Below are 12,821 nucleotides of genomic sequence, written 5' to 3'. Positions count from 1 at the left end.
TATATAACTAAGATTAAATAAGTATTAATTATGGCAAAGGAAACTTACGATCGGTCCAAGCCGCACCTAAACATAGGTACAATTGGACACGTAGATCACGGAAAAACAACTTTAACAGCAGCGATTACTAAGGTAATGGCTGATGCCGGTTATTCAGAAGCTAGATCTTTTGATCAGATTGATAACGCACCGGAAGAAAAAGAAAGAGGTATTACTATTAACTCTTCACACGTTGAATACTCAACTGAGAAGCGTCACTACGCTCACGTTGACTGTCCTGGTCACGCCGATTACGTAAAGAACATGGTAACTGGTGCTGCTCAAATGGACGGTGCTATTCTTGTGGTTGCGGCTACAGATGGTCCTATGCCACAAACTCGTGAGCACATCCTTCTAGGACGCCAGGTTGGTATCCCAAGAATCGTTGTGTTCCTTAACAAAGTTGACCTTGTTGATGATGAGGAGCTTCTTGAACTAGTTGAAATGGAAGTAAGAGATCTGCTTTCTTTCTACGAATATGATGGAGATAATGGACCTGTAATTTCTGGATCTGCTCTTGGAGCACTTCAGGGAGAGCAGCAGTGGGTTGATACAGTTCTTAAGTTAATGGAAGCTGTTGATACATGGATCGAATTGCCAGAGCGCGATGTTGATAAGCCATTCCTTATGCCTATCGAAGATGTATTCTCTATTACTGGTCGTGGTACTGTTGCTACAGGACGTATCGAAACTGGTGTTGCAAACACTGGAGATCCAGTAGAGATTATTGGTATGGGTGCTGGAAAACTTACTTCTACTATTACAGGAGTTGAGATGTTCCGTAAGATTCTTGACAGAGGTGAAGCCGGTGATAACGTTGGTATCCTTCTAAGAGGTATTGAAAAGAGCCAGATTTCTCGTGGTATGGTAATTACCAAGCCAGGATCTGTAACTCCGCACGCTAAATTCAAAGCTGAGGTTTATATCCTTAAGAAAGAAGAAGGTGGACGTCACACTCCATTCCACAACAACTACCGACCACAGTTCTACGTTCGTACAACTGATGTTACAGGAACAATTAACCTTCCTGAAGGAGTTGAAATGGTAATGCCAGGTGATAACCTTACTATTACTGTTGATCTTATCCAGCCAATCGCAATGAACGTTGGTCTACGTTTCGCTATCCGTGAAGGTGGTAGAACTGTAGGTGCTGGTCAGGTAACTGAAATTCTAGACTAATACAGTCTTATATTATAAAGTTGAGGTATTCACTCTGGTGAATACCTTGACTTATATTTACGGGTTTAGCTCAGTTGGTAGAGCACTGGTCTCCAAAACCAGGTGTCGGGAGTTCGAGTCTCTCAACCCGTGCATAAAAAGAGGGGTGATTAAAACCTCTGTTTTATAACAATATTGATCAACTACATGGCCACCGAATTCTTTCCGAAGAAAGGGGTAGTAAAACGGGAGCCGGCGCTTAACTTCAAACTAAGCGAAAAAAAATTATACCATGGCAGGAATAGCAAATTACATTTCGGAGTCCTATAATGAATTGAAGAACCACGTTACCTGGCCAACCTGGGCAGAAGCTCAAAGGTTAACCGTAGTGGTAGCTGTCTTTTCTATAATTTTTGCATTATTGATTTGGGGTGTAGATACTGTGTTTAGTGGCGTGATAGAGCAATATTTTGAGTGGATTAAATCATAAACAATATTGCAATGGCAGAGGTGAAAGACAAAAAATGGTATGTAGTTCGTGCCGTAAGCGGACAGGAAAATAAAGTTAAGGAATATATTGAGCGGGAAATCGCTCATGAAGGCCTTGAAGATTTTATTGAAGAGGTTCTTGTTCCTACTGAAAAAGTCATTCAAATAAGAAATGGCAAGAAGGTAAATAAGGAGCGTGTTTACTTCCCTGGATATGTTATGATCTTAGCCAATATAGGCGGAGAGATCCCTCACATTATTAAATCTATCAACGGTGTTATCGGTTTTCTGGGCGAGACAAAAGGAGGAGATCCTGTGCCTTTGAGAAAATCTGAAGTTAACCGTATGCTTGGAAAAGTGGATGAACTTTCTGTTAAGGCAGATAACGTTGCAATTCCATTCACCATTGGTGAAACTATTAAAGTGATTGACGGTCCTTTCAACGGCTTTAACGGTACAGTTGAAAAGATCAATGAAGAGAAGCGTAAGCTTGAGGTGATGGTGAAGATCTTTGGTAGAAAGACCCCACTGGAGCTCAGCTACATGCAGGTAGAAAAAGTTTAATAAACTGTTACACTATATATTTTTGGATAGTTTTAGTATGCTTCCACTAACAAAACTATCATCTTAAAATTAATAAAATGGCAAAAGAAGTAAGTAAGGTTGTAAAGTTACAAGTTCGCGGAGGTGCTGCTAACCCATCACCACCAGTTGGACCAGCTTTAGGTGCTGCCGGAGTTAACATCATGGAGTTCTGTAAGCAATTTAACGGAAGAACCCAGGATAAGCAGGGAAAAGTATTGCCTGTTGCAATTACAGTTTATAAAGACAAGTCTTTTGACTTCGTTATTAAAACTCCACCGGCTGCAGTTCAAATTTTGGAAGCTGCGAAAGCTAAAAAGGGTTCTGGTGAGCCAAACCGTAAGAAAATAGCTAGTGTTTCTTGGGATCAGGTAAGAGCCATTGCTGAAGATAAAATGCAGGATCTAAATGCATTCACAGTTGAGTCTGCAATGAAGATGGTAGCTGGAACAGCAAGATCTATGGGAATTACTGTAAAAGGACAAGCACCTTTTTAATCCAAAAAGAAATTAAAAATGGCAAGATTGACTAAAAAGCAAAAGGAAGCACAGTCTAAGGTTGAAAAAGGTAAAACTTATTCGGTTGCAGAAGCTTCAGCTTTAATAAAAGACATTACCAATGTAAACTTTGATCCTTCTGTGGATATCGCCGTTCGTTTGAACGTAGATCCCCGTAAGGCGAATCAAATGGTGCGTGGCGTAGTTACTTTACCACACGGTACAGGTAAAGACGTAAAGGTTTTAGCTCTTGTGACTCCAGATAAGGAAGCAGAAGCTAAAGAAGCCGGTGCCGATTATGTTGGTTTAGATGAGTACCTTGATAAGATTAAAGGTGGCTGGACAGATGTGGATGTAATTATCACTATGCCTAGCGTTATGGGTAAATTAGGACCCCTTGGACGTATTTTAGGACCAAGAGGTTTAATGCCTAACCCAAAGACCGGTACTGTAACTATGGACGTGGCTAAGGCTGTTTCTGATGTTAAAGCCGGTAAGATCGATTTCAAAGTAGATAAGACAGGTATTGTACACGCTGGTATTGGAAAAGCATCTTTTGAGGCTGATAAAATAGCTGGAAACGCAAGAGAATTATTAACTACCCTGGTAAAATTGAAACCTACGGCTGCTAAAGGTATATACATTAAAAGTATACACATGTCTAGCACTATGAGTCCTAGTGTTGAAATTGATACTAAAAGGTTCACTGAGCAATAATATTATTGGATTATGACAAGAGAAGAAAAATCAAGAGTAATTGAAGATTTAACTGCCCAGTTAGCTGATAATACCACTATTTACCTAGCAGATATTTCAGGCTTGAACGCCTTAAATACATCAAACTTACGTAGAGCTTGTTTTAAAGCGAACGTAAAGCTTGCGGTAGTTAAGAACACCCTTTTGGCTAAAGCCATGGAAAGTTCAGATAAAGATTTTGGAGAACTTCCTTCAGTATTGAAAGGAAATACTTCCATCATGTTTTCTGAAACAGGAAATGGACCAGCCAAAGTAATTAAAGAATTTAGAAAAAAATCTGACAAACCTTTACTAAAAGGCGCGTTTATTGAAGAGGCTATCTTCATTGGAGATGATAAACTGGATACACTGGTTAGCATCAAATCTAAAGAAGAAGTTATTGGAGATATTGTTGGATTACTTCAATCACCTGCCAAAAATGTTATTTCGGCACTTAAGTCTGGTGGTGGTAAGATCGCAGGAATTCTTAAAACTCTTTCTGAAAAAGAAGGATAAACACGTACGCACTTTTTAACAAACATAAATTACATTACATTTTAAAAACGATAGAAAATGGCAGATTTAAAAGATTTCGCAGAACAATTGGTTAACTTAACAGTAAAAGAAGTTAATGAGTTAGCTGATATTTTGAAAGAAGAATACGGGATTGAGCCTGCTGCTGCAGCTGTAGCTGTTGCTGGTGGTGCTGCCGCTGGTGGTGAAGAAGCCGCAGAAGAGCAGTCTGAATTTGACGTAATCCTTAAAGCTCCGGGTGGATCAAAACTAGCCGTAGTGAAATTAGTAAAAGAACTTACCGGTCTTGGCTTGAAAGATGCTAAAGAATTGGTAGATAACGCTCCAAAACCTGTAAAGGAAGGAGTTTCTAAAGACGAAGCTGAAGCACTTAAAGCACAGTTAGAAGAAGCAGGAGCTGAGGTTGAGCTTAAGTAAGCTAAACCCACACACTAATATAGGTTTAGACCCGGAGATTAGGTTCTCTGAGGTCTAAACCATTTTGCGTATATAAACATTTCCTGTTTATTTCGCACACATTTTTTTATTTAACATAATTCCGTCCATTGATGTTAGCAACGCAAACTGAAAGATTGAGTTTCTCTTCTGTAAAGAACAGGCCTGCTTACCCAGACTTTTTGGATATCCAAATTAAGTCATTCCAGGACTTCTTTCAATTAGAAACGAAATCAGAAGAAAGAGGAAATGAAGGTTTATATAATACCTTCATGGAGAACTTTCCCATTACGGACACCCGTAACCAATTCGTACTAGAATTTTTAGACTATTTTGTGGACCCACCGCGATACTCCCTACAGGAGTGTATTGAGCGTGGATTGACCTATAGTGTGCCGCTTAAAGCACGGTTAAAGCTTTATTGTACAGACCCGGAACATGAAGATTTTGAAACTATTGTTCAGGATGTGTACCTTGGGACTATTCCTTACATGACCCCAAGCGGGACCTTTTGTATCAATGGAGCTGAGCGCGTAGTCGTTTCTCAGTTGCACCGGTCTCCCGGAGTATTCTTTGGACAATCCTTCCATGCAAACGGGACTAAACTTTATTCGGCCCGTGTAATTCCTTTTAAAGGATCCTGGATTGAATTCGCTACCGATATCAACAGCGTTATGTACGCGTATATCGATAGAAAGAAAAAATTACCTGTAACAACCCTTTTCCGCGCCATTGGTTTTGAGCGTGATAAAGACATTCTGGAGATCTTTGACCTTGCAGAAGAGGTTAAAGTTTCCAAAACCGGACTTAAGAAGGTCCTTGGACGCAGACTCGCTGCACGTGTATTGAATACCTGGTATGAAGATTTTGTAGATGAAGATACAGGTGAGGTAGTTTCAATTGAACGTAACGAGATTGTATTAGATCGTGATACTGTTCTTGAAAAAGATCATATAGAAGAGATCGTAGAAACCGGATCTAAAACCATTCTTCTTCACAAAGAAGATAATCAGACCGGGGATTACGCCATCATCCATAACACATTACAAAAAGATCCAACCAACTCTGAAAAGGAAGCGGTTGAACATATATACCGTCAACTTCGTAACGCAGAACCACCCGATGAGGAAACTGCCCGCGGAATTATTGACAAGTTGTTCTTTAGTGACCAGCGTTACAACCTTGGGGAAGTAGGGCGTTACAGAATGAACAAAAAGCTAGGTCTTGATATCGCTATGGATAAGCAGGTGCTTACCCGTGAGGATATCATTACTATCGTAAAATATCTTATTGAACTTATAAACTCAAAGGCAGAGGTTGATGATATTGACCACTTGTCTAACCGTCGTGTAAGAACAGTAGGAGAGCAGCTGTCTCAACAGTTTGGTGTAGGTCTTGCCCGTATGGCACGTACTATTCGTGAAAGGATGAACGTACGTGACAACGAGGTATTTACCCCAATAGATTTGATCAACGCGAAGACTTTGTCTTCTGTTATCAACTCTTTCTTTGGAACCAACCAGTTGTCTCAGTTCATGGATCAAACAAACCCACTGGCAGAGATCACTCACAAAAGAAGACTTTCGGCCTTAGGGCCAGGTGGTCTTTCCCGTGAGCGTGCAGGATTTGAGGTACGTGACGTTCACTATACCCACTATGGAAGACTATGTCCTATTGAAACTCCTGAAGGTCCAAACATTGGACTTATCTCTTCACTTTCGGCTTATGCTAAGGTGAATTCAATGGGATTCCTTGAGACTCCTTACCGCGAGGTAGTTAACGGTAAAGTAAATGTTACCGAGGAGCCAAGATATCTAAGTGCCGAAGAGGAAGAAGACAAGATGATCGCCCAGGCGAACATTGCAATGAGTGATGATGGTACTATTGAGGCTGAAAGAGTAATTGCGCGTGAAGAAGGTGATTTCCCTGTTGTTGATCCTACCCAGGTTCACTATATGGATGTTGCTCCAAACCAGATCGCTTCTATTTCTGCTTCTCTTATCCCATTTCTTGAGCACGATGATGCTAACCGGGCCTTGATGGGATCTAACATGATGCGCCAGGCAGTACCATTATTGAGAGTTGATTCTCCAATCGTAGGTACAGGACTGGAAAGACAGGTAGCTACAGATTCCCGTGTATTGATCAATGCTGAAGGAGATGGAACTGTAGAGTACGTTGATGCAAATCAAATCACCATTAAGTATGATAGAACTGAAGAGGAGCGAATGGTAAGCTTTGATTCAGATTCCAAGACTTATGAACTGGTAAAATTCAGAAAGACGAACCAGGGAACTTCTATCAACCTTAAGCCAATCGTAAGAGTAGGTGACAGGGTTGCGAAAGGACAGGTGCTTTGCCAGGGTTATGCTACCGAGGCAGGGGAACTTGCTCTTGGACGTAACATGAAGGTTGCCTTCATGCCATGGAAAGGTTACAACTTTGAGGATGCAATTGTGATCTCAGAAAATGTGGTGAGAAATGATATTTTCACCTCGATTCACATTGATGAATATTCTCTTGAAGTTAGAGATACCAAACTTGGTAACGAAGAATTAACTAATGACATTCCAAACGTTTCAGAAGAGGCTACAAAAGACCTTGATGAGCATGGTATGATTAGAATTGGTGCAGAAGTTAAGCCTGGAGATATACTTATTGGAAAGATCACTCCAAAAGGAGAGAGCGATCCAACTCCAGAAGAAAAACTTCTTAGAGCGATCTTTGGTGATAAAGCTGGAGATGTAAAAGATGCTTCTCTTAAAGCTTCGCCATCATTAAGAGGTGTGGTAATAGACAAGAAATTGTTTGCCCGTGCCATTAAAGATAAGCGTAAGAGAGCTCAGGATAAAGAAGATGTTGCGGCACTTGAGAAAAAATATGAAGCGAAATTTGCCATTTTAAAGTCTGAACTGGTAGATAAATTGTTCGCGATCATTGGTGGAAAAACTGCTCAGGGAGTGATGAACGACCTGGGTGAGGAGATCCTTCCAAAAGGTAAAAAGTATACTCAAAAAATGCTTAATGCAGTTGATGATTATGCTCACCTTACACAAGGTACGTGGACTACAGATGATCACCTTAACGCTTTGGTTGCCGATCTTCTTCACAACTACCGTATTAAGGAAAATGATATTCAGGGTAACTTAAGAAGAGAGAAATTCACTATTTCTGTAGGGGATGAACTTCCTTCTGGTATCATCAAACTTGCTAAAGTTTACATCGCTAAGAAACGTAAACTTAAAGTAGGGGATAAAATGGCAGGACGTCACGGGAACAAAGGTATTGTTGCACGTATCGTTCGCCAGGAAGATATGCCATTCCTTGAAGATGGAACGCCTGTTGATATCGTGTTGAACCCTCTTGGGGTACCATCACGTATGAACATTGGGCAGATTTATGAGACTGTGCTTGGATGGGCCGGACAAAAACTGGGTAGAAAATTTGCTACTCCAATTTTTGATGGTGCAACTATAGACCAGATCAATGAATTGACAGATGAAGCTGGAATCCCGAGATTTGGTCACACTTATCTTTATGATGGTGGAACCGGAGATCGCTTTGACCAGCCTGCAACTGTTGGAGTTATTTATATGCTTAAGTTAGGGCATATGATCGATGATAAGATGCACGCACGTTCAATCGGGCCATACTCATTGATCACACAGCAGCCGCTTGGAGGTAAAGCTCAATTTGGTGGACAACGTTTTGGAGAGATGGAAGTTTGGGCGCTTGAGGCATATGGTGCTTCTGCAACCTTGCGTGAGATCCTTACTGTGAAGTCTGATGATGTAATAGGAAGAGCCAAGACTTATGAAGCCATTGTAAAAGGTGAGCCAATGCCAGAACCTGGACTACCTGAATCTTTTAACGTGTTAATGCACGAATTGAAAGGTCTGGGATTAGATATTAGATTAGAAGAATAAAGCTTTGTTGTGCAGGGCCGCAACCCTGCACAGCATTTACAATAATTAGATAGCACCATTTATTATGGCTAGAAATAATGATAAGAATACAGTACAGAGGTTTAACAAGATCTCTATAGGTTTAGCTTCTCCTGAGTCGATTCTTGCCGAGTCACGCGGAGAGGTTTTAAAGCCTGAAACTATCAATTATCGTACGCACAAACCCGAAAGGGACGGGCTTTTCTGTGAGCGCATCTTTGGTCCTGTGAAGGATTATGAATGTGCCTGCGGTAAGTACAAGAGAATCCGCTACAAAGGGATCGTGTGTGATAGATGTGGTGTAGAGGTGACCGAAAAGAAAGTGCGTAGAGACCGCGTAGGACATATCAACCTTGTGGTTCCTGTAGCACACATCTGGTACTTCCGTTCTTTACCTAACAAAATTGGTTACCTGCTTGGTCTTCCGTCTAAGAAATTAGACATGATCATTTACTACGAAAGATACGTGGTAATTCAGCCGGGTATTGCCAAGAATGAAGATGGATCGCCGTTGAAGAAAATGGATTTCCTAACCGAAGAAGAGTACCTGAACATTCTGGATACCCTTCCGCAGGAAAACCTGTACCTTGATGAAAAGGATCCGAACAAATTTATCGCTAAAATGGGTGCAGAATGTCTTATTGATATCCTGCAGCGCATTGATCTTGATGAACTTTCATATGAATTAAGACATAAAGCGAATAACGAAACTTCGAAGCAACGTAAGACTGAAGCTCTTAAGAGACTTCAGGTTGTTGAGTCGCTTCGTGATGCCAATAAAAACCGCGAGAACCGTCCAGAGTGGATGATCATGAAGGTAATTCCAATCATTCCGCCGGAATTGCGTCCATTGGTGCCGCTTGATGGAGGACGTTTCGCAACTTCAGATTTGAACGATCTTTACCGTCGCGTAATTATTCGTAACAACCGTTTGAAGCGTTTAATGGAGATCAAAGCTCCTGAGGTGATCCTACGTAACGAAAAACGTATGCTTCAGGAATCTGTGGATTCGTTGTTCGACAACACCAGAAAATCTTCAGCAGTAAAAACCGATTCTAACAGGCCGTTAAAATCTCTTTCCGATTCCTTAAAAGGTAAGCAAGGGCGTTTCCGTCAAAACCTGCTTGGTAAACGTGTGGATTATTCAGCCCGTTCGGTAATTGTTGTTGGACCTGAGTTGAAGTTCTACGAATGTGGTCTTCCAAAAGACATGGCAGCCGAGCTTTACAAGCCTTTTGTGATAAGAAAGCTTATTGAAAGAGGTATTGTTAAGACAGTAAAATCTGCCAAGAAAATTATAGATAAGAAGGAACCTGTTGTTTGGGATATTCTTGAGAACGTGTTGAAAGGGCATCCTGTGTTGCTTAACCGGGCCCCAACCCTTCACAGACTTGGTATCCAGGCATTCCAGCCTAAACTTATTGAAGGTAAAGCGATCCAGTTACACCCGCTTGCGTGTACTGCATTTAACGCCGACTTTGATGGGGATCAAATGGCTGTTCACCTTCCACTTGGGCCAGAGGCTATCCTTGAGGCGCAGCTGTTGATGCTAGGTTCTCACAATATTTTGAACCCTGCAAACGGTTCTCCTGTTACTGTACCTTCTCAGGATATGGTGCTTGGTCTTTACTACATGACAAAGGCCAGAAAATCAACTGAAGAGAGAAAAGTTCAGGGTGAAGGCCTTACTTTCTATTCTGCTGAAGAGGTAGTTATTGCCTATAATCAGAAGAGAGTGGAGCTGAACGCTATCATTAAGATACGTACAAAAGATTATAACGAAGAAGGTAAACTGGTAAGCCAAATCATCGAATCAACTGTTGGTAGGGTGTTATTTAACCAGGCTGTGCCAGAAGTTGCAGGTTATGTGAATGAAGTACTTACCAAAAAGTCTCTTAGGGACATTATTGGTAATATTCTTAAAGTAACCAGTGTACCTGAAACTGCAGAATTCCTTGATGCCATTAAAGAAATGGGTTATGGATATGCATACCGCGGTGGTCTTTCCTTTAGCCTTGGGGATATTATTATTCCAGAGGAAAAGCAGAGCATGATCGATGATGCAAACCAGCAGGTAGAAGGCATCATTGGTAACTATAACATGGGTCTTATTACCAACAACGAACGTTATAACCAGGTTATTGACATCTGGACTTCTACGAACGCCGGCTTAACGGAATTAGCCATGAAGCGTATTCGTGAAGACCAGCAAGGATTTAACTCTGTGTTTATGATGCTTGACTCGGGAGCAAGGGGATCTAAAGAACAGATCCGTCAGTTAACCGGGATGCGTGGTTTGATGGCTAAGCCTAAGAAATCTACATCTGGAGGTGGAGAAATTATTGAAAACCCTATTCTTTCTAACTTTAAGGAAGGTCTTTCAATTCTTGAATACTTTATCTCTACTCACGGTGCACGTAAAGGTCTTGCCGATACGGCTCTTAAAACGGCCGATGCTGGTTACCTAACCCGTCGTCTTGTTGACGTTTCACAGGATGTGATCATCAACGAAGAAGATTGTGGTACGTTAAGAGGTGTTGATGTTTCTCCATTGAAGAAGAATGAAGAGATCGTTGAATCACTTGGAGAGCGTATTCTTGGTAGAACTGCCCTTCATGATGTATACGATCCATTAACAAATGAGCTTTTGGTAGCTTCGGGTGTTGAAATTGACGAAGATATCGTTAAGAAGATCACCAGTGCACCAATTGAAAGTGTAGAAGTACGATCTGCTCTTACATGTGAGGCCAAAAAGGGTATTTGTGTGAGATGTTACGGCCGTAACCTTGCTACCAATAAAACGGTACAAAGAGGTGAAGCGGTTGGAGTTGTAGCTGCCCAGTCTATTGGAGAACCGGGTACACAGCTTACACTACGTACCTTCCACGTGGGTGGTATTGCAGGAAACATTTCTGAAGAAAATAAATTGATCGCGAAGTTCCCGGGAATCGCTGAGATCGAAGACCTTAAAACTGTTAAAGGAGAAGCTCCTGACGGTAGCGAGGCTGAGATCGTGATTTCCAGGACTTCAGAATTAAAACTGAAAGATCCAAAATCTGGAATTGTTCTTAGTACAAGTAACATTCCTTATGGATCACAGATATTTATCAAGAACGGAGACAAAGTTTCCAAAGACGAGGTTGTTTGCCAGTGGGATCCTTATAACGGGGTGATCATTTCAGAATTTGCAGGTAAGATCAGGTACGAGAATATCGAGCAAGGGGTGACATACCAGGTTGAGATCGATGAGCAGACAGGATTCCAGGAAAAAGTAATTTCCGAGAGTCGTAACAAGAAACTTATTCCAACTCTACAGATCCTTGGTAAGAAAGACGAAGTAATTCGTTCTTACAACCTTCCTGTTGGAGCTCACCTTATGGTAGACAACGATGAGAAGATCAAGGTAGGTAAGATTTTGGTTAAGATCCCACGTAAATCTTCGAAGTCCGGGGATATTACAGGAGGTCTTCCAAGGGTAACCGAGCTTTTCGAAGCACGTAATCCATCTAATCCTGCTGTGGTAAGTGAGATTGACGGAGTTGTTTCCTTCGGAAAGATCAAACGTGGTAACCGTGAGATCATTATCGAATCTAAACTTGGTGAGGTTAAGAAGTATCTTGTGAAACTTTCCAACCAGATCCTTGTTCAGGAAAATGACTACGTGCGTGCCGGAATGCCATTATCTGATGGTTCTGTAACGCCTGAAGATATACTTTCTATCAAAGGACCAAGTGCTGTACAACAGTATCTTGTGAACGAAGTTCAGGAAGTATACCGTCTACAAGGGGTGAAGATCAATGATAAGCACTTTGAAGTAGTTGTGAGACAAATGATGCGTAAGGTTAGAATCGTTGATCCGGGAGATACTATTTTCCTTGAAAACCAATTGATTCACAAAGATGATTTCACTTTGGAGAACGATGAGATCTTTGGAATGAAGGTGGTAGAAGATGCAGGAGATTCAGAGAACCTTAAACCGGGACAACTTATTTCTCCAAGAGACCTTAGAGACGAAAACTCTATTCTTAGAAGAGAGGATAAGAATCTGGTTACCGCAAGGGACGTAGTTGCTGCAACAGCGACTCCGGTTCTACAGGGTATTACCCGTGCATCACTGCAAACCAAATCATTTATTTCTGCAGCGTCCTTCCAGGAAACTACGAAGGTACTTAACGAGGCAGCCGTAAGCGGTAAGGTTGATGAACTTGAAGGACTAAAAGAAAATGTTATTGTTGGACATAGAATCCCTGCCGGTACAGGTCTTAGGGAGTATGAGAATATCATTGTTGGTTCTAAAGAAGAATTTGACGAAATGCTTGAGAAAAAGCAGGAAGTAAATTATAACTAGCAGAAGAAAAGGCCGCAATAGCGGCCTTTTCTGTTTAAGAAAGAGAATCCCGACCCTCAC

The 12,821-nt window shown here is 41.3% G+C and carries 9 protein-coding genes and 1 tRNA gene; all 10 read left to right on the top strand.

Features of this window, described 5'->3' with window-relative positions:
• Positions 1-30 precede the first annotated feature (30 nt).
• The 10 genes from tuf to rpoC all read left to right on the top strand — a co-directional run bounded on the left by tuf (position 31) and on the right by rpoC (position 12,761).
• Positions 31-1,218, top strand: coding sequence for an elongation factor Tu (gene tuf / locus OU683_RS10005; RefSeq protein WP_228915132.1), 1,188 nt, complete (start codon positions 31-33; stop codon positions 1,216-1,218).
• A gap of 59 nt (positions 1,219-1,277) precedes the next feature.
• A tRNA-Trp gene (locus OU683_RS10000) sits at positions 1,278-1,350 on the top strand.
• Between the two features lie 139 nt (positions 1,351-1,489).
• Positions 1,490-1,687, top strand: coding sequence for a preprotein translocase subunit SecE (gene secE, locus OU683_RS09995; protein ID WP_168025835.1), 198 nt, complete (start codon positions 1,490-1,492; stop codon positions 1,685-1,687).
• Between the two features lie 11 nt (positions 1,688-1,698).
• On the top strand, positions 1,699-2,250 hold the full coding sequence (nusG, locus tag OU683_RS09990; RefSeq protein WP_029035716.1) for a transcription termination/antitermination protein NusG: 552 nt from the start codon (positions 1,699-1,701) through the stop codon (positions 2,248-2,250).
• A 77-nt stretch (positions 2,251-2,327) separates the two neighbouring features.
• A complete protein-coding gene (gene rplK / locus OU683_RS09985) occupies positions 2,328-2,765 on the top strand; it encodes a 50S ribosomal protein L11 (protein WP_228915130.1) in 438 nt (145 codons plus the stop codon).
• Positions 2,766-2,783: 18 nt separating this feature from the next.
• Positions 2,784-3,482: a 50S ribosomal protein L1 gene (rplA, locus tag OU683_RS09980; RefSeq protein ID WP_228915128.1), complete on the top strand. Its 699-nt coding sequence runs from the start codon at positions 2,784-2,786 to the stop codon at positions 3,480-3,482.
• 12 nt (positions 3,483-3,494) lie between these two features.
• Positions 3,495-4,016, top strand: a complete 522-nt coding sequence (rplJ, locus tag OU683_RS09975; protein WP_228915126.1) for a 50S ribosomal protein L10 — start codon at positions 3,495-3,497, stop codon at positions 4,014-4,016.
• A gap of 57 nt (positions 4,017-4,073) precedes the next feature.
• Positions 4,074-4,451, top strand: coding sequence for a 50S ribosomal protein L7/L12 (gene rplL, locus OU683_RS09970; protein ID WP_268137780.1), 378 nt, complete (start codon positions 4,074-4,076; stop codon positions 4,449-4,451).
• Positions 4,452-4,582: 131 nt separating this feature from the next.
• Positions 4,583-8,395, top strand: coding sequence for a DNA-directed RNA polymerase subunit beta (gene rpoB / locus OU683_RS09965; protein WP_228915122.1), 3,813 nt, complete (start codon positions 4,583-4,585; stop codon positions 8,393-8,395).
• Between the two features lie 64 nt (positions 8,396-8,459).
• Positions 8,460-12,761, top strand: coding sequence for a DNA-directed RNA polymerase subunit beta' (gene rpoC, locus OU683_RS09960; protein WP_268137778.1), 4,302 nt, complete (start codon positions 8,460-8,462; stop codon positions 12,759-12,761).
• Positions 12,762-12,821 lie beyond the last annotated feature (60 nt).

The sequence above is a fragment of the Salinimicrobium sp. TH3 genome, from assembly GCF_026676115.1.
GTDB lineage: Bacteria > Bacteroidota > Bacteroidia > Flavobacteriales > Flavobacteriaceae > Salinimicrobium.
Note: the sequence above shows the minus strand (reverse complement) of the source record. Positions and strands in the feature narration are given on the sequence as shown.

Bases quoted from the DNA above. Each gene is read 5' to 3' on its own strand.
- tuf (WP_228915132.1), top strand. From the start codon at position 31: ATGGCAAAGGAAACTTACGATCGGTCCAAGCCGCACCTAAACATAGGT.
- secE (WP_168025835.1), top strand. From the start codon at position 1,490: ATGGCAGGAATAGCAAATTACATTTCGGAGTCCTATAATGAATTGAAG.
- nusG (WP_029035716.1), top strand. From the start codon at position 1,699: ATGGCAGAGGTGAAAGACAAAAAATGGTATGTAGTTCGTGCCGTAAGC.
- rplK (WP_228915130.1), top strand. From the start codon at position 2,328: ATGGCAAAAGAAGTAAGTAAGGTTGTAAAGTTACAAGTTCGCGGAGGT.
- rplA (WP_228915128.1), top strand. From the start codon at position 2,784: ATGGCAAGATTGACTAAAAAGCAAAAGGAAGCACAGTCTAAGGTTGAA.
- rplJ (WP_228915126.1), top strand. From the start codon at position 3,495: ATGACAAGAGAAGAAAAATCAAGAGTAATTGAAGATTTAACTGCCCAG.
- rplL (WP_268137780.1), top strand. From the start codon at position 4,074: ATGGCAGATTTAAAAGATTTCGCAGAACAATTGGTTAACTTAACAGTA.
- rpoB (WP_228915122.1), top strand. From the start codon at position 4,583: ATGTTAGCAACGCAAACTGAAAGATTGAGTTTCTCTTCTGTAAAGAAC.
- rpoC (WP_268137778.1), top strand. From the start codon at position 8,460: ATGGCTAGAAATAATGATAAGAATACAGTACAGAGGTTTAACAAGATC.